The following is a 20,422-nucleotide window of genomic DNA, read 5'->3' as shown; positions in this document are numbered from 1 at the left end:
GACATTGCCGGGTGCGCAGGCGGGGTGGCCGGGTGCTCAGGCGGGGTGGCCGGGTGCGCAGGCGGGGTGCCTCCGTCGGAGGGCTCCTCGGAGGTCGACCGCCGGGGCACCCGCGTCCGGCCGTCAGGGAGGTGGGCCTGCCCGAGCCGCGCCGGCGGCGTCCGGAAGCACTCCCGGTATGTCCACCGACACCCGGATGATGGCGGTCCCCGGTCCGGTTGCGCCGATCTCGCAGTCCGTGACCACGGCGCCGTGCAGGTCCGCCACCGTGCCTGCCACCGAACAGGGGTCCCCGGAGGACAATCCCCGTGCGGTGTCCGCGGCGGCGAGCGCCGCGAGGTCAGCGGCCGTCGCTGCCTTCGAAGCCGCCGAGGCAGCCTGCAGCAGGAGCGCTGCAGTCGCAACCAGCAGCAGCGCCAGGAGGGCGAGTGCCCCCATCAGGATCGTGCCGGCGCCTCGCTCGGAGTCGACGCGTGCCCGCGGCACGGCATGGCCCTGACGGACACCCCGTGGATCACCCATTCTGCTCCTTCCTTCCCGATGCCGATGCGTGCAGTTCGATGTCCATGAGTTCCACGAGTGGACCCTCCACCCGCGCCGAGACGTCGATGGTCGTTCAGTCCCCGTCCGACGTCACCTGCGCCGTGGCGGTGCGCCCGGCAAGGCGTTGCACCGTCTGTTGTACGCTTGCGCCGCTCTCGCCCCGCATCACCTCGCGGGCTCCCGCCCGCGCAGCCTCTTCGAGGCGCAGCTGCACGGTACCGACGTGGGCCGTCGCGAGCAGGAACGCGAGCAGGACGATCAGGGCGGGAAGCACGACCGCGACCTCGGCGGTGACGGATCCCCGCTGCGATCCCGCTGCCCGGTCGCGCCGGGTGCACCCCGCGTGGAGAATCCCCGCGGCCACCCCGGCGCGTGGCGCTGAGCAGCGCCGCTGCTCGCCGGCCGGTGTCGTCGGCTCCCCGCCGTCACAGGTGGCCCCGCCCTGGCCGGTCCGCATCACCCGAAGCTCAACGCCGAGGTGATGAGGGACATCAGGAGTCCCTTGATCTCGCCGCTCGACAGGACGGCGACAAGAAGCGCGGCGAATCCGACGGCGGCGAGCGTGGCGATGGCGTACTCCGCCGTTGCCATACCGGCTTCCTGATCCGTGGTCCGCCCCCGGCCCTGCCCGATGACCCGATCATTGGCCCGCCGCCGTCGCGCCTCGGCCCGGCTCGTCGACCTGCCCGTGCGCCGGCTGGGTCCACCGACTCCGAACCGCTCCACCTCGACCTCGGACCCGGACCCGGTGCGAGCACCCTCGGACCGAGGCCACTGGATGACGGACACGGGGCTCCCCGGGCGCTCCCCGACGCGTGGGGACCGTTGGGGCGTCGGGGGCCGGAGGGGCGCCGGTGGCATCACGGGCAACGGCTCCGGCTCACTCCGCCCCTTCCTCGACGCTTCGTCCTGAGCTCTGTCCTCGGCAAGGTCTGTGAGCGCACCGCTCCGACCGCGGCCGGGGTTCCTGGGCTCCACATGAGGAGCCTTGAATGCCGAGCCCCGTTCCTCCGTATGCTGCGTCTGTGCCGACATGGCATGCCCTTTCATCGGTGTGGGGTCTTCCCCACGTGCGGTGGGCGACGGTCGTCGCTGAACCCACTCTGTCGATCCGAGAGACGGCCGAGGGGCGGAAGATCGGGTAAGTGGATAACCCGGCGTCCCTCCTGCAGCTGGTGTCCGGAACGGCCGGCTACAGGTCGGGAAGCAGGCCCAGGACCACGGGGACCACGCCCAGGCAGATGAACGCCGGCAGGGAACACAGGCCGAGCGGCAGGACGAGCTTGACGCCCAGCGCGGCGGCCCGCCTGTCCACCTCGCGGTTGTGCCGTCGTCGGAGCTGGGCTGCATGCGCATGCAGGAGCGCGGCGGACGGTGCCCCGGTCGCGGTGGCGAACCGCAGGCCCTGGCGAACGTCCTCGATGGTCGGCACGGGATCGGGTCGGCGGCGGATCCGCCGACCACGTGCCGGTCGCTGCGCTGTACGTCGCGAGCCTGGAGCCCATCGATCGGCTCCCCGGCCGCCCGCCCGCGACACTCCGGTAGGCACGGTGGACAGGCCCTCGTGTGCTGCCCCGGCCGTCCACGCGGCATTCCAGGAGGCGTCCCAGGAGGCACCGAGGAGCCTGGCAGCACGAACCCGGGTCAGCACGGAGCCGACGGCCGGATCGCACGCTTCCCCGACCACCAGGAGCGCGTTCTCGACAGATGCTCCCGCGGAGAGCGCGGCGGCCAGCAGATCGAGGATGAGGGGGCCGTCCTGGATGCCGCCGCGAAGCGCTGTCTTCATCGGGGCGTCGCTGACGGGCTGCAGGCGGCCCGACGGTGCCGTCAGCACCAGTGCCCCTGCGGCGAGGAGGAGGCCGACGATCAGCCCCGCCATCACGGCGTGCCGTCGACTCGACCGACCAGGCGGCGGGACCAGAGGCGTGCCGCGAGCATGAGCAGGATGCCAGTGGCGAGTACCAACCGACCCAGTGCGGACCCCAGGAGCACCTCCAGCGGATTGACGCCGAGGGCGAAGGCCAGGATCAGCCCCACCGCCGGAAGCCACGCCAGGAGGACGACCGTGGCCCGTGGTCCGGCGAGCGCCGTCTCACGCGCCGCCAGGCTGTCGAGCTGGGCGTCGAGCTGCGCGGCGTACTGCTCGAGGATCCCGGCGAGGGGCGCGCCGCTCCGCTCCGCGACGATCAGGCACCCGGCGAGGTCGACCCACATCCGGTCGACATGTGTGCTGGTTCGGCCTCCCCTCGATGTGCCGGGACCGGCGTGCAGCCCCTGACGGAGGGCATCAGGGACGCTCAGCCCGAGCTCGGCCGCCCGACGGGCCGTCGCGATCACCGGTAGCACTGTCCCCGCGAAGGCGGTGCGTCCGTCCGCGTGGACACGCTCCATGTCCTCCCACAGGACATGCGGAGGGCGTCCCGCGCGGAGCAGACCCGCGAGCTGGTGCACGAACAGCGGAAGCTCATGCGGGTCGACGGTCCGGTGTGCAGGGGAGCGCCCCGGGACGCCGTCGAGGTAGCTCCGCGACTGCTGGGCGGAGCCTGCCGTCGGGATCATTCCCGCACCAGCCCGGTGCACCGCCCCGTGTCGTCGGCCAGGGCGCGGGAGAGCGAAAGTGATGCCGGCCGCAGCGAGCAGGACGGTCACAGCGACCCCGGTCACGGGGCCCGCCGTGCACGCCCGGGCCCGGGTTCCTGCCCGTCGTCGTGGTCCGGACGCCGTCGCTCACCCGTCGGAGGGCCCGGCCCCGTCCCCGCGCCGGCCTCCCGACCGTTCCCGGGCCAGCCCACCCGATGCGCGAAAGCATCCCACCCCGCAGCGCGGCGGTAGCCCTCCCCTGAGTCGGTGAGGATGGGCGTCACAGTGAGCTCCCCCGCGTGGGCACGCTCGAGGCTGCCGATGCTCGCCACGCGCCTGCCCCGCGCATCGCGCACCACGTGCACCACCACATCGACGGCGCTCGCTGCCTGGAGCGCCAGTCCCTCCGGGGTGAGTCCCGCGAGCGCCGCGAGCGCACCCAGCCGCGCGGGTACCGCCTCGGCGGAATTGGCGTGGATGGTCGCCCCGCCGCCGTCGTGCCCCGTGTTCATCGCCGCGAGGAGTTCACGGACCTCGGCGCCCCGGCACTCCCCCACCACGAGCCGGTCCGGTCGCATGCGGAGCGCCTGCCGGACGAGTTCGGTGAGGTCCAACACACCTGCGCCCTCCAGGTTGCCGTGCCGCGCCTGCAGCCCGACCGTGTGCGGGTGCTCGGGGTTCAGCTCCGCGGCGTCCTCGACGAGTACCACGCGCTCGTGGGGTGCGGCCAGGCCGAGCAGGGTGGCCAGAAGGGTGGTCTTGCCTGTTCCCGTTGCTCCACTGATGAGGAAGTTCAGGCGGTGCAGCATCATCTGCCGGAGCGCCTCGGCCATCATCGGCGCCACCATCCCGCTGTCCTCGAGGTCTGCGAGCGAGAACATGCGCGCGCGGCGGATCCTGATGGACAGCAGGGTTCCCGCCGTCGAGATCGGGGGGAGGACCGCGTGCACGCGCAGGCCCTCGAGCCGGACATCGACGGCGGGGCAGCCGTCGTCGAGGCGCCTTCCACCCGCCGCCACCAGACGCACGGCCAGTGCCCGCACGTCCTCGTCGGATGCGAAGGCGACCCCGGTGCGCCGCAGGCCGGTCGAGCCGTCGACCCACACATCGTCCGGCCCGTTGACGAGGATGTCCGTGACCGATTCATCGGCCAGGAGGTGCTCTAGCGGGCCCAGCCCTTTGAGTTCCGCCCGCACGCGGTCGAGCGCGGACAGCGTGCCCTGCGAGCCGAGCAGCCTGCCGCTCGCGCCGACGGCGTCCGCGAAAGCTGCTCCGGTCGCCTGCACGGTCCCCGCAAGAACGGCCCGGCGTACCGCGTCAACCATCGAGACCCCACCCGGATCACCACCCGATCCCCGGTCGGGTGCCCCGTCCGCCGGGATCGCGGAGGTCGACGCCCGGCCACCGGCAGCTCGCAGCTGTCGTCTCGTGGGCGCTACCGCGGTTTCCCGGGCCACCCCTTCCTCTGTCGCACCACTCTCCCCGTGCCCTTTCATGCCGCCCGCTCCAGGCCGGCGACAACCGATTCGACGAGCTTCCTGGCTCGTCGGGGCAAGGGGAAGTCCAGCATCCTACCGGTGGCTTCCGCTGTGGAAGACCCTCTGACGAAAGGCAGGTACGGCAGCGGACCGGGGCGCCCGGCGAGGTCGGCGACGAACCAGGCATCCAGTCCGTCGAGCACTGGACCGCGCAGGACGACGGTGGTCGGCAGGGAGTTGTATACCTCGAGGATGCGGGTCACCGCGACAGCGCTCCGCGGTCTGGACGGCACCAGGAGGACGAGTTGGTCGCACAGCGGCACCAGTGCCTGGATCGCTGCGCTTCCGGCGCTGCCGAGATCGACGACGCTGAGCTCGAAGGCCCCGCGGGCGGCGTCCAGAACGGCTGCGGCAGAGTCCATCCCGTGCCCGGGGTGAGGGCCGGCCCCTTCGCGGTGCGCGGCATGGGACAACACCGCCAGGCCCCGCTCGGCAGGCAACGCCGCCACGAGCTGTTCCACGTTGAGGGTCCCCCGGAGATCACGCAGGTCGTCCCAGCGCACGCCGGGGCGCTCCTCGATCCCGAGCGCCAGGTCCAGGCCGCCGCCCAGGGGATGCCCGTCCACCAGCAGCGTGGACGTCCCGAGGCCGGCTGCGTGGCGTGCGCACCAGAAGGCGAACGTGCTCACCCCCGCCCCGCCGGCGGCCCCGAGGAAACCGACCACCGCTCCGGAAGCAGCGGGACTGAGGCGTCGCCCGAGGTGCTCCGCGAGCCAACCCGCCCCCTGCGGGACGATGACCACGCGTGAGGACGCGACACGCGCCGCGGCGGTCCACGCCCTCGTCTCGTCGTCGGCCGCGCCGACCACGATGACCTCACGGTGCCCGGGCAATCCGCCGACCGCCTGCTCGGCGCCGAGGAGCAGCACGGCAGGCTCGAGGGGAAGTGCCTGCGCAATGTCGGGGGCGAAGTGCGGGGTGACCCCCGCAGCCGCGCAGGCACGCGCCACCTGGTCCTTGACGAACTGGGAACCGCCGACGAGGACCACCGGCCGTCGTCCTTCCTCTGTCAGTGTCTGCTGCGTCATTCCTGCAGCATTCCCTGGCTGGAGTGACCCGGCGTGGTCGCGTCACCCTATGTGGACAACGCGCCGGATTGCAGGAATGACACCGGTGCGACCGATGATATGGACATGTACATCGCCATGGCGCCCGGGCCGGCGACCCGCGACAGCCGCGGCTCCGTGGCGCTCCAGCCGCTGGACGCGTCCGGCAACCGCGCCGGTGAGCCGCTGCTGGTGGAGGCCGACCGGCTCCCGGCCGCCGTCGCCCGAACAGGGCCCCGACGACCGATCTGGGTCTGGGCCGGCACGAGGCTCTGGTACCCCGATCTCCTGTCGGCGGGGGTCGACGTCGACCGCTGCCGCGATCTCGGCCTCACCCGCGCCCTCCTCGCGAACTCCCCGTCCTGCCCGCCGTCGCCCTACCTCACGTCGATCCGGGCCGCCGCCCTCGCTGCCGACGGCACCGAGCCTCCCCGGACCCTGCTCCCGCCTCCGCCTCCGCCGAACCAGCACTCGCTCTTCGACGAGCCGCCCGAGGACACGGGTCCGCTCCTCGACGACGTCGTCGAGGAGTTCGCCCGTCAGCTCGCCACCATCGCCGGCGCCACCGACCCCGGGCGCCTGAGCCTCCTCGTCGCCGCCGAATCGGCGGGCGCCCTGATCGCGTCCGAGATGGAACACTGGGGGCTCCCCTGGCGCACGGACGTCCATGAAGACCTCCTCGAACGGTCCCTGGGGCCGCGGCCGGCCGAAGGTGTCCGGCCTGCGAAGCTCGAGCAACTGGCCAGGGAACTGAGGGAGGCCCTGGGAAGTCCGGCGCTCAACCCGGATTCCCCGCAGGAGGTCCTGCGTGCCCTGCACCGGGCGGGGATCGAGGTGAGGACGACCCGGTCGTGGGAACTCGAACAGCAGCAGCACCCGGCCATCGCACCACTGCTCGCCTACAAGAAGCTGTCGCGGCTCCTGACGGCGAACGGCTGGACCTGGCTCGACACCTGGATCCGGGACGGGCGCTTCCGACCGGAGTACGTGGTGGGCGGAGTGGTGTCCGGCCGATGGGCCTCCCGCGGCGGCGGAGCCCTGCAGATCCCGCGGCAGGTCCGGGACGCCGTGCGCGCCGACACGGGTCACGTCCTCGTCGTCGCGGACGCCGCGCAACTCGAGCCACGGGTCCTCGCCGCCCTCGGACAGGACTCGGCGCTCGCGGCGGCGGCCCGGGGCAGGGACCTCTACCAGGGCATCGCCGACCAGGGCTTCGGCGGTGACCGCTCGAAGGCGAAGCTCGCCATGCTCGGTGCCATGTACGGCGCGACGAGCGGGGAATCGGGGCGCCTGATGCCCCAGCTGACACGCGCCTACCCGCGGGCCATCGGCGTCGTCGAAGCGGCCGCGCGGGCCGGGGAAGCGGGTGACGGTGTGTCGAGCCACCTCGGCCGGGGCTGCCCTCCCGCGTCGGAGGAGTGGCGTGACCGGCAGCGCACGACGACGGCGGAGGAACAGCGCCGCGCGGACGGCGCAGCGCGGGCCCGCGGACGCTTCACCCGGAACTTCGTGGTCCAGGCGACAGCAGCGGAATGGGCGTTGTGCTGGCTCGCGGAGGTACGGAGGCGGCTCGGCGAGAGCACCATCCCGAGGCCGCGCGGCCGGATCGCGTTCTTCCTCCACGACGAGGTGGTGCTGCACGTCCCCGAGGACCGGGGAGCCGAGGCGGCGGCGATCCTCGACGACGCCGCGCGGGCCGCGTCACGGCTGGTCTTCGGGGAGGTCCCGATCGAGTTCCCGATCTCCACGGTCACCGTCACCTCCTACGCCGACGCGAAGTAGCCGTCCGGGCGCCGCCGCGTTGTCCACATGGTCCGTCCCCGGTTCCCGTCCCGGTCCGGGCGCTCCTATCGTGGCATCACCGATGGGGGAAGGGTGGAGTGCGTGGGCGTCCTGCGGATCGATACGGACCGGTACGTGGAGGCATCGGGGTTGGCGTCGTCGGCCGGCCGCGGACTCGCCGCCGCGGGCGACTCCGCGGTTGCTGCGCTCCTCCACACCGGCGGCATGGCGGGATGGGACGCGGTGGGAATGGCGTGGGCGGCAGCCTATGATCCGGCAGCGCGCGAGGTGCTCGCCGCGTCCAGGGACCTCGCGCTGGCGACCTGCGACACGGCGCGGGCCCTGATGCTCGCTGCGGGAAACTACATCATCGCCGAGCATGCCGCCTCGATGGGTCTGTCCGCGCTGATCATGCCCGTCGTCCCATCGGCCGTCCCGGAGTCGGTAGTCCCCTGTCCCCCGTCGGCCTGCGATGCAGGACCGGGATTCCCGCCGCTGCACTGGGACATCGTGGAGGGCATCGCCGGCGTCGCGTGGCCGGCTGGTGATCCCCATCGACTGCGCACGGCGAGTGCAACCTGGGCGGCGTTCGCGGACGGGATCGAGGCGGCCATGGAGGGGCCGTCACGTCTCGCTCTCCGGACGGTGGACGGGTTCGACGCCGAGGACCTGACCCTCTTCAGGGATCGCAGCGCCGTCGTCGAGGAGTCAGGGCATCTGGTTGCGCACGCGTCGAGGGGCATTGCCGAGGGGTGTCTGGGGCTCGCAGCCGCCATCGAGGCCGCGCATCAGGAACTGGAGGACGAGGCCCGGTCCTTCGCCCTCGAATGTCTCGCCATGGCGGCGGTCGGCACCACCCTCAGCCTGGTCACGCTCGGAGGCTCCGCCGCGGTCACCGCCCTGGTCGGCGCGGCCCGCACAGCGCAGATGGTGGCGCGCGTGCATCAGGTGATCGGACGCCTCGACATGCTCGCGCGCACGGCTGCGGTCGTCGCCGCCCGGATGCCGGGAGCGGCCAGGCTGACATCGGGGCTACGGACGCTGGGCAGGACAGCGGCGTCCGCCCCGACCGCTGTCCGCTCCGCCGGTCGGGCGCTCGGCCCGGCGCTGGAGGCCCGAGGATCATTGGTCCGGCTTGCGCGTCTCGCCCCGGCGGTGCGCCTCGTTCGGCCCGTCGGAGCCGCGGCACTGCGGGTCCTCGACTCCCGGGCGGTCACGGTGGTCGTTGCGAGCCCCGCGGCCCTCGCCCGGGAGCAGGTATCGCGCGGGGTGCGACGGTTCTTCCCGGATGCAGCCCCGGGCAGCATGACCGACCAGGTCCTCGCGACTCTGCGCACGCGGACCGGCTCATCGCCCGTCATCCCCGCCATCGAATCCGCCCTCCTGAATAAGGGGCGCCTCGAGACCGCCGCCGCACTGGCGACCCTCCCGGGTGCCCTCCGGGACCGCTATGCGCCGGGACGGATCGCCGCCCTCCCGACGGGTGGCACCGGGCCGGGACGTCTCACAGCGGTGCAGGCATCTCCTGCGAACCGTCCCACGGCCTCGTCCAGCCGAGACCGTCGAAGATCGCATCCAGGAGCATCGCCGTGAATCCCCAGATCACGGCATCCGGGGTGAGGAAGGCCGGGGTCCTGCTCACGAATCCGTCCCGGCGCACCACGGCGGTCCGCCGACGCTCCGGGTCGAGGAGCGTACTGACGGCGCACCGGAAGACGAGTTCGGACTCTGCCGTGTCAACCGCATGGACCGGGGATTGTTCGGCCCACCACGCGAGCACAGGGGTGACCAGGAAGTTGCTGACCGGAAGGCCCACTTCGGGCAACGTGCCCAGAATGTCGATGCCGTCGGGATCCACGCCGGTCTCCTCGCGCGCCTCGCGCAGCGCCGCCGCACCCTCGTCCCGGTCCTCCGCGTCGATGGTCCCGCCGGGAAACGCCACCTGCCCTGGGTGGTGGGCGAGGGAACTGGCGCGCATCACGAACAGGAGGTCGAGGTCGTCAGGCGCAGACCGAGGCGGGGAGGCGGGCGGCACATCCGCCCTCGCCCCGAACAGGATGAGCACGGCGGCCCGCCGACTCTTCGCGGGGTCGAGCGTCGCGAACTGCCATCCGTCCGTCCGCACCAGGGCCGTCGTCACCTGCATGGACTGCACCCAGCGCGCGAGCTCGTCGCGCGCTGTCACCTCCAGGCCCCCTCGGGGCGACCGGTGACCGCGTCCCGGCCGGTCCGGCACCGGTGTCCGACCCTGCCTTCCTGTACGGGCCGCGGGCGGGGAACCCTAGGCACCCAGCCCGTGCCCTGCCTCGCGGAGCTCGGAGCGGGTCCGTCCGGCGCGCATCGACGCGAGCAGTTCCTCCCGACCGGGCGCGAGTTCGTACTTCAGCAGCTTCGCCGCCTTCAGCGGGTCCGTTTCCCCGTCACCGTAGGACGGGCAGAGCGCGGCCACCGGACAGACACCGCACGCCGGCTTCTTCGCATGGCAGACCCGCCGACCGTGGAAGACCACGTGATGGGAGAGCATCGTCCAGTCCCTGCGGTCGAACAGGGCCGCCACATCCTGCTCGACCTTCACCGGATCCTCCGACGCCGTCCACCGGAAGCGGCGGGCGAGGCGACCGAAGTGCGTGTCCACCGTGATGCCCGGAATGCCGAACGCATTTCCCAGGACGACGTTGGCCGTCTTCCGTCCGACGCCCGGGAGGGTCACGAGCTCGTCGAGCGTGCCCGGCACGTCGCCGTCGAACTCGTCCACGAGGCGTCGGGACAGCGCGAGGAGGCTATTCGCCTTCGCGCGGTAGAACCCCGTGGGCCGGATGAGCTCCTGGAGGTCGGTCTCCTCGGCCTCGGCCAGCGCCCGCGGATCGGGGTACCGCGCGAACAGCGCCGGCGTCGTGAGGTTCACGCGCACGTCCGTGGTCTGAGCCGAGAGCACCGTCGCGACCAGCAGCTCGAACGGGTTCCGGAAGTCGAGTTCGGCCACGGCGTAGGGGTACGTCTCACCCAGGACCCTGTTGATCTTCCGGGCCCGCCGCTTCAATGCGACCGGCAACTCCTCGTCGGCCCGTGCTTTCCTGCCTGCCACTCGCGTGTCTCCTTCCGGTGCTGCTGCCCGTCGGCGTCGCAGCGGTGGGGTCAGTCCTGGGGGGCGCGTTCGATGTTGCGGAGATTCCGGAGGATGCCGACCGCGCCCGTCCGCTTGTCCTGGACGAGGAACTCGGTGCCGCGGTCCTCGATGCCGACCTCCCAGTCGCCGGGCTGCAAGGTGAAGACCTCATGGCCCGTCTGTTCGTCGAACACCGGCCGAGGGGATCCGACGGCGAACCAGAACGCCTCGATGACAGGCTCCTCCTCCGTCGACCGCGTCGCGGTGATGGGCTCGTGGCGGTCCCGCACCTCGGCAGGTTGCGCGGTGTCTGGAGCGGGCTCCTCCCGGACGGCCTCGTGGACCCGGGTCTCGCCGACGGACGACGCCTGCACCACCGTGGAAGAACTCTCGTCATCCGCGGTGCCCTGCGCCGCGGCGCGACCCTCGACAGCATGCGCCCCGCCCTCGGACGCAGCCGACGTACTGCGGGAGGCGTCGTCCGATGTGCCTGCGGACTCCTCGGCGGACTCGTGGCGGGAGGTGCCGGTGGACGTCTGGCCTGCTGCCACGGACGTCCCGTCGGTGCGCGGTTCCATCCCCGACTGGCCCGCTGCGGCTGCACCCGCACCCACGGCGCCGGCGCCCCCTGCCCCGTACAGGCCGGCGCCGTTCTGCAGGACGCCCGCAGCGGCGGGGTTCACGCCGGACTTGTCCTTGCGGCCGAACCGGAAGCCTGACGCGGCAGTGTCCTTCGCGGGCGCATCCGTCGAGGCGGCGTTCGTCGAGCCCGTGTCCGTGGTGAGGGCCTGCTTCTCGGGAGCATCCTTCACCGGCTTGGCGGGGCGGGGCTGCGCCGCCGTGATGGAGCGCGCCGCCGGGTGGGCCGAGGTCTCGGGGCGGTCGGCGAAATCGTCCTTCAGGACGGGCAGGAAGGGCGCGAGCACGGTCGCCGTCAGCATGATCAGCCCACCGATCAGCGCCACCAGGGGCCCCGCATGGAACTGGGTCACCGTCTGCAGGAAGAAGTACGTCGCAGCCAGCACCGACGAGACCGACGCGAACTGGTCGACGGACAGCGAGCCGACGCGCAGCCCCGAACTTCCCAGCCGGCGTCCGGCGACGAGGGCCAGGGCGATCACGGGCAGCAGGATCCCGATCCCGACGAAGAAGAGCGGTGCGGTGTTCCAGAAGTTCTCGTAGCGCACGATGCCGTCGAGGAACGGCAGGAGGGTGCCGATGAAGACGAGCAGCACACCGCCACCGAACAGCACTTCACGCAGCGTGAACGGTCCGACGAGGGCCCGGCTCCGGCCTACGGGGCGGCTCTCCGTGGCCGGAGCCTCCGATCCCGCCGCCTGCACGGAGGACGAGGACAGCTCCGCGCCGCCCGCCGGCCCGTGGCCCGTGCTGCGGTGTTCCTCGGATGCTTCGGTCATGGTGTTCTCCCGTTCATGGCGCTGGTGTCCGGCGGAGCACCAGCGGCCTCCGACGTCGATTACCTCCCTCCACCCTAGCCACCGCCCCAGTCCTTCTCCAGCAAGCACGGGCCCCCGCGTCCGTGCCGCTCGTCGCACAATCGCCGCAGTTCGGCTAGGTCGTGTGACGGCGGGCACATACGGTCGGGAGAACTCGATAGGGTCTGCGTAGAGCACGTGGTGGTGCGCCGGACGAGCGCACCCCGCTACTTCTGTCCGTTACCGACCACGTCACAAAGGGGTAGATCATGACCGCCGAACGACAAGGCGACGCCTTCGAGAACCTGCTGCACGAGGAGCGCCGCTTCCCGCCGAGCGAGGAGTTCGCGGCGCAGGCGGTCGCGCAGCCGTCGCTCTACGACGAGGCCCGTGAGCAGGGCACCGAATTCTGGGCGAAGCAGGCCCGCGAACTGCTCACCTGGGACCGCGACTTCACCCAGACCCTCGACTGGTCGGACGCTCCGTTCGCCAAGTGGTTCGTCGGCGGGACCGTGAACGCCGCCTACAACGCGCTGGACCGGCACGTGGAGGCCGGCCTCGGAGACCGGGTGGCCATCCACTTCGAGGGCGAGCCCGGAGACACCCGTACCATCACCTATGCGGAGCTGACCCGGGAGGTGAAGAAGGCCGCCAACGCGTTCGAGTCCCTCGGCGTGCAGAAGGGCGACCGCGTGGCCGTGTACCTGCCCATGATTCCCGAGGCCGTCGTCACCATGCTCGCCTGCGCGCGGATCGGCGCCGTCCACTCCGTGGTGTTCGGCGGCTTCTCGGCCGACGCCCTCCGCAGCCGCATCGACGACGCCGAGGCCAAGCTCGTCGTCACCGCCGACGGCACGTACCGCCGCGGCAAGCCGAGCGCCCTCAAGCCGGCCGTGGACGGCGCCCTCGAGAAGGAAGGCCACACCGTCTCGCACGTCGTCGTGGTGCGCCGCAACAACGAGCCCGTCACGTGGACCGCGGGACGCGATCTCTGGTGGGACGACGTCGTCGAGGGCGCCTCGGACGAGCACGCGGCGGTCGCACACGACGCCGAGCACCCCCTGTTCATCCTCTACACGTCGGGGACCACGGGGAAGCCGAAGGGCATCCTGCACACGACAGGCGGGTACCTCACCCAGACCGCGTTCACCCACCGCAACACGTTCGACCTCCGCCCGGAGACCGACGTGTTCTGGTGCACCGCGGACATCGGATGGGTCACGGGGCACAGCTACGTGACCTACGCGCCTCTTGTGAACGGCGCCACCCAGCTCATGTACGAGGGGACGCCGGACACCCCGCACCAGGGCCGCTGGTGGGAACTCATCGAGAAGTACAAGGTGAGCATCCTCTATACGGCGCCCACTGCCATCCGCACCTTCATGAAGTGGGGCCGGGACATCCCGAAGAAGTACGACCTGTCCTCGATCCGCGTCCTCGGCTCGGTCGGGGAGCCCATCAACCCGGAGGCCTGGATGTGGTACCGGGAGGTGATCGGCGGGGGCAAGGCGCCGATCGTGGACACCTGGTGGCAGACCGAGACGGGGGCGCACATGATCGCCCCCATGCCCGGCGTGACAGCCACCAAGCCCGGCTCGGCGCAGGTCGCCGTGCCCGGGATCGCGATCGATGTCGTCGACGAGATGGGCGAGTCCGTCCCGGACGGCGCCGGCGGCTACCTCGTCATCCGCGAGCCCTGGCCCGCGATGCTGCGTGGCATCTGGGGTGACCCGCAGCGGTTCAAGGACACCTACTGGTCACGCTTCGACGCCATGTACTTCGCCGGCGACGGCGCGAAGAAGGACGCCGACGGCGACATCTGGCTCCTCGGCCGGGTCGACGACGTCATGAACATCTCGGGCCACCGGCTCTCGACCACCGAGATCGAGTCGGCCCTGGTCAGCCATCCCTCGGTGGCGGAGGCTGCCGTCGTCGGGGCGAGCGACGAGACGACGGGCGAGGCGATCGTCGCGTTCGTGATCCTGCGCGGCTCGGCGAAGGACGACGACGACATCGTCACCACCCTGCGCAATCACGTGGGCACGGAGATCGGCCCGATCGCGAAGCCGCGGAACATCCTGGTGGTCCCCGAACTGCCGAAGACCCGCAGCGGGAAGATCATGCGGCGGCTGCTCAAGGACGTCGCGGAAGGCCGCGAGGTCGGGGACGCCACCACACTGTCCGATCCGACGATCATGCAGCAGATCGCCGGGTCGCTGCGGAAGTAGCGACAGCACCAAGGACGAGGAAGGCCCCCGCGGATGCGGGGGCCTTCCTGATCTCGGGAACGGGTCAGGTGAGGTCAGGTCACTCGACCGTGGCGTCGACCGTGACCTCGATGTTCCCGCGCGTGGCGTTCGAGTAGGGGCACACCTGGTGCGCGTGCTCCACGAGCCGGTCCGCGGTCTCCTGGTCCACCCCGCCGATCTCGGCATGGAGGGCGACCGCGAGCTGGAACGCCCCGCCGTCGACCGCGTTGATGCTGACCTCCGCGGTGACCGCCGTCTCGCTGATGGTGGCCTTGCTGCGGGCCGCGACGAGCTTGAGGGCACTGTGGAAGCAGGCCGCATAGCCGACGGCGAAGAGCTGCTCCGGGTTCGTCGCGCCGCCGGCGCCGCCCATCTCCGTGGGGACCGCGAGGTCGACGACGAGCTGCCCGTCGTCGGTGCGCGCCTTGCCGTTGCGGCCGTCACCGGTCGCCGTCGCCACTGCCGTGTAGAGAGCGCTCATGGTGTCGATCCTTTCGTCGTGGGGGCCGGATGCCCTTGCCGACTATGTAGACTAACTAGTAACTCTACTTGCGCCAAATCGGCATGAGATCCGCAGATCGGAGCATGATGACCGCCCTTCCCGTCCGCGAGCGCATCCTCGCGTCGGCGACCCGCCTGTTCGACGCCACGAGCATCCGCTCGGTCAGCGCCGACCGGATCATCGCCGATGCCGGCACCACGAAGGTGACCTTCTACCGCCACTTCCGGTCGAAGGACCACCTCGTCGTGGCGTACCTCGAGGATCAGCTGCACCGGCTGCAGGTGGCGGTCGCCCGCGAGCGGGCCGAGGGCGCGGACGCCTGTGAGGTCCTGCTCCGGCTGGCTGCCGCGAACGGCTCCGCGGCGTGCCGGCCCGGGTTCCGCGGCTGCACGTTCATCAATGCGGCCGCCGAGTATCCCGCGGAGGGCAGCATGGTGCGCGATGCCGTCGAACAGTACCGGACCTGGCTGCACGGCGTGGTGACCGAGCTCCTGGCCGAACTCGCGGTGGAGGAACCCGACGTCGTCGCGGACCAGCTCATCATGCTGCGCGACGGCGCCATGGTGCAGGGCTTCATGGGAGACCCGACGGCGGTGACCGAGTCCCTCACCACGGCGGGGCGGGCGATCATCAGCGCGCGACGCCGTACACCCCTGCGCGCCTGAGCCGCACCCGACCGGCACCGAGGCGGTGTGACGTTCGTCCTGAAAGGTGGCAGGCGCCCCGGGGCGAGAGGATGATTTCAGCGTGTCCACTACCCTGCAGCAGCCTCCCGTCCCGAATCCGCGCATGGCCCGCCGCGTCGCCGGCGCGTCCTTCGTCGGGACGGCCCTCGAGTCCTACGACTTCTACGTGTTCGGCACGGCAGCGGCGCTCGTCTTCAACACGGTCTTCTTCACCTCGCAGGATCCCCTGGCCGGAACCCTCTCGGCGTTCCTGGTCTTCGCGATGGGCTTTGTGGCACGCCCGCTCGGCGCCATCCTCTTCGGCCATCTCGGCGATCGGATCGGCCGCAAGCGCACGCTGATCCTGACCATCACGCTGATGGGACTGGCGACCGGCACAGTGGGACTTCTGCCGGACTACACCACGATCGGGGTCTGGGCACCGATCATCCTCACCGTGCTCCGCCTCCTGCAGGGACTGTCGCTCGGCGGTGAGTGGGGCGGCTCCATCCTGATCGCCACCGAGCACGCGGAGCCGCGCAAGCGGGCGCTGTACGCCTCCATCCCCCAGCTCGGCTCGCCCGTGGGCACCATGCTGATCTCCGCCATCTTCCTCGCCCTCACCGTCCTCGTACCGGACGTCATGACCACCTGGGGCTGGCGCATCCCGTTCCTGCTCGCGTTCCCGTTCCTCGCCGTCGCGATCTACCTGCGGCTCGCGATCGACGAGACGCCCGTCTTCAGGGAGACGAGCCGGGAGCGCGCGCTCCCCCGCGTCCCCTTCCTCGAGGTCCTGAGGTCCCAGCCGACAGCCATCGTCGTCGCCATCGCCTCCGCTGTGCTGGGCATCGGCTCCTACTTCCTGATGGTCACCTACACGCAGGCGTACGGCACCGGCACCCTCGGCCTGTCCCAGGAGACGGTCCTGAATGCGGCGCTCGTCGGGTCCGTCCTGCAGCTCGTGACCATCCCCGCGTTCGGCTACCTCGCGATGCGCGTCGGATCCGCGCGGGTGGTCACCGGCGGTGCGCTCGGAACAGCGCTCATCGCCTTCCCGCTGTACTGGGTCATCAGCATCGCCACGGAACCCGTGTACATCGCGGCGATCATCCTCGGCGGCATCCTCCCGACCGCCAGCTGGGCGGCGCTCGGCGGGCTCATGGCGGACATCTTCAAACCGGCGACGGCGTTCACCGCACTGTCCTTCGCCTACAGCATCGCCGCGATCGTCGCCGGCTTCGCCCCGTCCATCACACAGCGCTTCGGCATCGCCACCGACGGCGCGTGGTGGCACCCCGGCGTCGTCCTCGCCGCGATGAGCCTCGTCACCGTGGCCGGCGGGCTGGGCGCGGTTCGCCTGCGGTCGCGGCTCGCCGATCCGGTGACGGCGACAGTGACGGCTACGGCGACCGTCGCCTCGCCCGCCGCACCGGTGCGGCATAGTTAGGGCATGACCCCGCGCACGCCCAGCATCCTCGTGATCAACGGACCCAACCTGAACCTGCTCGGCACGCGGGAACCGGACGTCTACGGGACGGCGACGCTCGACGACGTCGTCCGTCTGGCCTCGGACACCGCACGGGCACGCGGCTGTGCGGCCAGCGCGCTGCAGTCCAACCACGAGGGCGAGATCATCGACGCCATCCACGCCGCCCGGACGACGGCGGACGGCATCGTCATCAACGCGGGCGCCTACACGCACACCTCGATCGCCATCCGTGACGCGCTCGCGGGCGTCGGTCTGCCCGTGGTCGAGGTCCATATCAGCAACGTGCACCGCCGTGAGGACTTCCGGCACCACTCGTACATCTCCGGCGTGGCCGACGCCGTGATCGTCGGTGCGGGCATCGACGGTTACCGGCTCGCCGTCGAGCACCTCGCCGGCCGACTCGGCGCGCCCGCCGCGAACGCCGCACCGACACCACGGAGTTAGCTCCCGCACAGGCGCCACGACACCGAACACCCGGCCCATAGGGCACGATGGTCCTATGACGGACATCACTCCCGCCGGCAGCACGGCCGCCCAGCCCGAGAACCCCGACGCACCCCTGCTCGAGGTGAGGAATCTGGCGGTGAGTTTCCGCACCACCCACGGCGAGGTCCAGGCGGTGGAGGAGGCGAGCTTCACCCTGAAGCGCGGCAGCGCCCTGGCCATCGTCGGCGAATCCGGTTCGGGCAAGTCGACGACGGCGATGGCCTGCATCGGACTCCTGCCGGGTAACGGACGGGTCACCTCGGGCAGCATCTTCTTCGAGGGACAGGACCTCACGAGCCTGTCCGAGGCGAAGATGCGCTCCATCCGCGGCCGGGCGATCGGTCTCGTCCCGCAGGACCCGATGTCGAACCTCAACCCGGTCACCAAGATCGGTACGCAGGTCGCCGAGACCCTCCTCGTCCACGGGATGGCCACGAAGAAGAACGTCAAGCAGCGCGTCATCGAGGTCCTCACCGCGGCAGGCCTGCCCGACGCCGGGGAGCGCGCCAAGCAGTACCCGCACGAGTTCTCCGGAGGCATGCGCCAGCGCGCGCTCATCGCGATCGGCCTCGCCTGCCAGCCGCGCCTGCTGATCGCCGACGAGCCGACGTCGGCCCTGGACGTGACCGTCCAGCGCACCATCCTCGACCAGATCGAGACCATGACGGAGCAGATCGGCACGTCGGTGCTCCTCATCACCCACGACCTCGGCCTCGCGGCCGAGCGCGCCTCGCAACTCGTGGTCATGCACCGCGGCCGGGTCGTCGAGACCGGCCCGGCCGAGCAGCTGCTCAACGACCCTCAGCACCCCTACACGCAGTCGCTGGTGCGCGCGGCCCCGAGCGTCGCCGCCGTCCGCCTGAGCCCGGGTGCCTTCACCGCGGACACCGCGAGCCGGCGGAAGCTCGCCGAGGCCGCGTTCGCGGAGACGGGCGCCGGGCACGACGGCGGTCCCGCAGCGGAGGGCGCTGATGCCTCCCGGCCCGCCACGCAGGCGGTGGGCGGCGCCCACGCGGCGACGTCGTCGTCGGACCGGCCGGCAGCGCCCGAGAGTACCGGGACGCCCGCCGCGCCCGCGAACATCGTCGAGATCCGGGACCTCACGAAGGTGTACAAGCGGCGCGGCAGCAAGGAGGACTTCTACGCGGCGAAGAACGTCACCCTCGACATCCCGCGCGGGCAGACCGTCGCGATCGTCGGCGAGTCCGGCTCGGGCAAGACCACGACGGCGCGCATGCTGCTGAAGCTGATCGAACCGACGTCGGGCTCGATGACGTTCGACGGCATGGACGTCGCGACCCTCGACAAGGCGCAGTTGAACGACTTCCGGCAGCGTGTGCAGCCGATCTTCCAGGACCCGTACTCCTCGCTGAACCCGATGTTCACGATCGAGCGCATCGTCGAGGAACCCCTCAACGCGTACAAGCGGGGGTCGAAGAAGGAGCGTGCGGCCCGGGTCCGCGAACTGATGGACCAGGTCTCGCTGCCGCAGAACGCCCTGCGCCGCTACCCGGCGGAGCTCTCGGGCGGGCAGCGGCAGCGCGTCGCGATCGCGCGGGCCCTCGCGCTGAAGCCTGAGCTGATCGTGTGCGACGAACCGGTCTCCGCGCTCGACGTGCTGGTGCAGGCTCAGATCCTGAGACTCCTCGGCGACCTCCAGTCGGAGCTCGGCCTCAGCTACCTGTTCATCTCGCACGACCTCGCGGTGGTGCGGCTCATCTCCGACTACGTCTGCGTCATGAAGGACGGCGAGCTGGTCGAGGCCGCCAGCTCGGAGGAGGTCTTCCAGAACCCCCGCCACCCGTACACGCGGAAGCTGCTCGCATCCATCCCGGGCAACGAACTCAACATCGGGGAGCTGGCCTCCTAGGGACCCTCACCGACTCCGGGCCGGCCCTGTACGGGCAGTCCGCGCGGCGCATACATTGTCCCCAGACGACGACGGAGGACATCATGAGCGGACACGGAACCATGAGCGGGACGACGACGGCGGGCGACTGGCCCGCGCTTCGGGTCGAGGACTGGGAGGACACCCGGGCGACACTGCACATGTGGCTCCAGGTCGTCGGGAAGGTCCGGTTGGCCCACGCTCCCCTGGTCAACCATTGGTGGCAGGTGCCGTTCTACGTGACGCCGCGTGGCTGGGGGACGTCGTCGATCCCGTACGGCAGCGGCTCCTTCGACCTGGAGTTCGACGTCGTGCACCACCGCCTGCTCATCCGCGCCAGTTCGGGTGAGGACCGTGAGGTCCCCCTCGAGCCGCAGTCCGTGGCCCGGTTCCACGAGCGGACCATGGCGGCACTGACCGAGGTGGGAATCGATGCGCCGATCCGGCCGGTCCCGACGGAGGTGGATCCGGCAGTGCCCTTCGCCGAGGATCACCAGCACGCCTCCTACGATGCCGGTGCCGTCACGGCGTTCTGGCGCCAGCTCGTCCAGGCCGAGCGGGTCCTCACACGCTTCAGGGCCGAGTTCCTGGGCAAGGTGAGCCCCGTGCACTTCTTCTGGGGAGCCATGGACCTGGCCTGCACACGGTTCTCCGGACGGACCGCGCCCACTCATCCCGGGGGTGCCCCGAACTGCGCGGACTGGGTCATGGAGGAGGGCTACTCCCACGAACTCTCGAGTTGCGGGTTCTGGCCCGGCGGCGGCGAGGAAGGCGCGTTCTACTCCTACGCCTACCCGGAACCCGACGGCTACCGCGACGCGCCCGTCGACGTCGAGGGCGCGTTCTACAGTGACGAGTTCCGCCAGTTCCTGCTGCCCTATGAAAGGGTCCGGTCAGCCACCGACCCGGATGCGGTGCTGCTCGCCTTCCTGCGGACCACGTACGAGGCCGCCGCGACGACCGGCGGTTGGGGCGACGGTCTCCTGACGGACCCGCGACGGCTGGACGTGCACGCCCGCTGACCCCCGGACGCGGGGGGGGGGAGAAGAACAGAGGAGAGGGGGGGGATCTGCCTCTCCGTTTCCTCCGGCCCCCCTCCCCTCCTTCTC

At 71.3% G+C, this 20,422-nt stretch carries 19 protein-coding genes; 8 read left to right on the top strand and 11 right to left on the bottom strand.

All coding sequences use genetic code 11. The features are described from left to right. Nucleotides 1-123: 123 nt before the first annotated feature. The 7 genes from ACX80F_RS10480 to ssd all read right to left on the bottom strand — a co-directional run bounded on the left by ACX80F_RS10480 (nucleotide 124) and on the right by ssd (nucleotide 5,692). Nucleotides 124-522 (bottom strand): Rv3654c family TadE-like protein, encoded by a 399-nt coding sequence (locus ACX80F_RS10480; protein WP_459336335.1) that lies wholly within the window; start codon nucleotides 520-522, stop codon nucleotides 124-126. 94 nt (nucleotides 523-616) lie between these two features. After that, entirely contained in the window at nucleotides 617-1,000 is a 384-nt protein-coding gene (locus ACX80F_RS10475; RefSeq protein ID WP_459336334.1) for a TadE/TadG family type IV pilus assembly protein, read from the bottom strand. After that, on the bottom strand, nucleotides 1,000-1,332 hold the full coding sequence (locus ACX80F_RS10470; protein WP_459336333.1) for a DUF4244 domain-containing protein: 333 nt from the start codon (nucleotides 1,330-1,332) through the stop codon (nucleotides 1,000-1,002). Before ACX80F_RS10470 ends, ACX80F_RS10475 begins: the two co-directional genes overlap by 1 nt. Nucleotides 1,333-1,735: 403 nt before the next feature. Beyond that, the gene (locus ACX80F_RS10465) at nucleotides 1,736-2,428 is read right to left on the bottom strand and encodes a hypothetical protein (RefSeq protein WP_459336332.1); all 693 of its coding nucleotides are present in this window, start codon (nucleotides 2,426-2,428) and stop codon (nucleotides 1,736-1,738) included. Further along, nucleotides 2,425-3,105 carry a type II secretion system F family protein gene (locus ACX80F_RS10460; protein WP_459336331.1) on the bottom strand — a complete coding sequence of 227 codons (681 nt, stop codon included), beginning with the start codon at nucleotides 3,103-3,105 and terminating at the stop codon, nucleotides 2,425-2,427. Before ACX80F_RS10460 ends, ACX80F_RS10465 begins: the two co-directional genes overlap by 4 nt. A gap of 101 nt (nucleotides 3,106-3,206) precedes the next feature. Beyond that, nucleotides 3,207-4,451, bottom strand: a complete 1,245-nt coding sequence (locus ACX80F_RS10455) for a TadA family conjugal transfer-associated ATPase (RefSeq protein ID WP_459336330.1) — start codon at nucleotides 4,449-4,451, stop codon at nucleotides 3,207-3,209. Between the two features lie 167 nt (nucleotides 4,452-4,618). Next, nucleotides 4,619-5,692, bottom strand: coding sequence for a septum site-determining protein Ssd (ssd, locus tag ACX80F_RS10450; protein ID WP_459336329.1), 1,074 nt, complete (start codon nucleotides 5,690-5,692; stop codon nucleotides 4,619-4,621). Nucleotides 5,693-5,797: 105 nt separating this feature from the next. Here ssd and ACX80F_RS10445 point away from each other — a divergent pair, with 105 nt between their 5' ends. Together ACX80F_RS10445 and ACX80F_RS10440 are read left to right on the top strand one after the other, a co-directional pair. Beyond that, nucleotides 5,798-7,492, top strand: a complete 1,695-nt coding sequence (locus ACX80F_RS10445) for a bifunctional 3'-5' exonuclease/DNA polymerase (protein WP_459336328.1) — start codon at nucleotides 5,798-5,800, stop codon at nucleotides 7,490-7,492. A 102-nt stretch (nucleotides 7,493-7,594) separates the two neighbouring features. Next, a complete protein-coding gene (locus ACX80F_RS10440) occupies nucleotides 7,595-9,085 on the top strand; it encodes a hypothetical protein (protein ID WP_459336327.1) in 1,491 nt (496 codons plus the stop codon). On the opposite strand, the gene ACX80F_RS10435 is transcribed toward ACX80F_RS10440, so the two are convergent. From ACX80F_RS10435 to ACX80F_RS10425, 3 genes are all read right to left on the bottom strand, one after another. Continuing rightward, on the bottom strand, nucleotides 8,997-9,677 hold the full coding sequence (locus tag ACX80F_RS10435; RefSeq protein ID WP_459336326.1) for an NUDIX hydrolase: 681 nt from the start codon (nucleotides 9,675-9,677) through the stop codon (nucleotides 8,997-8,999). The two genes, ACX80F_RS10440 and ACX80F_RS10435, sit on opposite strands and share 89 nt — an antisense overlap. 96 nt (nucleotides 9,678-9,773) lie before the next feature. Continuing rightward, nucleotides 9,774-10,577, bottom strand: coding sequence for an endonuclease III (nth, locus tag ACX80F_RS10430; protein ID WP_459336325.1), 804 nt, complete (start codon nucleotides 10,575-10,577; stop codon nucleotides 9,774-9,776). A gap of 50 nt (nucleotides 10,578-10,627) precedes the next feature. Continuing rightward, a complete protein-coding gene (locus tag ACX80F_RS10425; RefSeq protein ID WP_459336324.1) occupies nucleotides 10,628-12,016 on the bottom strand; it encodes a cation diffusion facilitator family transporter in 1,389 nt (462 codons plus the stop codon). A 287-nt stretch (nucleotides 12,017-12,303) separates the two neighbouring features. Here ACX80F_RS10425 and acs point away from each other — a divergent pair, with 287 nt between their 5' ends. After that, nucleotides 12,304-14,262 carry an acetate--CoA ligase gene (gene acs, locus ACX80F_RS10420; protein WP_459336323.1) on the top strand — a complete coding sequence of 653 codons (1,959 nt, stop codon included), beginning with the start codon at nucleotides 12,304-12,306 and terminating at the stop codon, nucleotides 14,260-14,262. 79 nt (nucleotides 14,263-14,341) lie between these two features. Here the strand turns inward: acs and ACX80F_RS10415 are convergent, their stop codons facing one another. After that, complete coding sequence (locus tag ACX80F_RS10415; RefSeq protein ID WP_459336322.1) at nucleotides 14,342-14,764, bottom strand: organic hydroperoxide resistance protein; 423 nt, start codon at nucleotides 14,762-14,764, stop codon at nucleotides 14,342-14,344. A gap of 83 nt (nucleotides 14,765-14,847) precedes the next feature. On the opposite strand from ACX80F_RS10415, the gene ACX80F_RS10410 reads away from it, so the two are divergent. From ACX80F_RS10410 to ACX80F_RS10390, 5 genes are all read left to right on the top strand, one after another. Then, the gene (locus ACX80F_RS10410) at nucleotides 14,848-15,450 is read left to right on the top strand and encodes a TetR/AcrR family transcriptional regulator (protein WP_459336321.1); all 603 of its coding nucleotides are present in this window, start codon (nucleotides 14,848-14,850) and stop codon (nucleotides 15,448-15,450) included. A gap of 82 nt (nucleotides 15,451-15,532) precedes the next feature. After that, complete coding sequence (locus ACX80F_RS10405; protein WP_459336320.1) at nucleotides 15,533-16,897, top strand: MFS transporter; 1,365 nt, start codon at nucleotides 15,533-15,535, stop codon at nucleotides 16,895-16,897. 3 nt (nucleotides 16,898-16,900) lie between these two features. Further along, nucleotides 16,901-17,383: a type II 3-dehydroquinate dehydratase gene (aroQ, locus tag ACX80F_RS10400; protein WP_459336319.1), complete on the top strand. Its 483-nt coding sequence runs from the start codon at nucleotides 16,901-16,903 to the stop codon at nucleotides 17,381-17,383. Between the two features lie 55 nt (nucleotides 17,384-17,438). Next, nucleotides 17,439-19,295: a dipeptide ABC transporter ATP-binding protein gene (locus ACX80F_RS10395; protein WP_459336318.1), complete on the top strand. Its 1,857-nt coding sequence runs from the start codon at nucleotides 17,439-17,441 to the stop codon at nucleotides 19,293-19,295. 83 nt (nucleotides 19,296-19,378) lie between these two features. After that, nucleotides 19,379-20,335 carry a DUF5996 family protein gene (locus tag ACX80F_RS10390; protein WP_459336317.1) on the top strand — a complete coding sequence of 319 codons (957 nt, stop codon included), beginning with the start codon at nucleotides 19,379-19,381 and terminating at the stop codon, nucleotides 20,333-20,335. Nucleotides 20,336-20,422: the final 87 nt, after the last annotated feature.

This window comes from Arthrobacter sp. TMS2-4, from assembly GCF_054511075.1.
The sequence above is the reverse complement of the archived record's forward strand: the minus strand, read 5'-3'. Positions and strand labels throughout refer to the sequence as shown.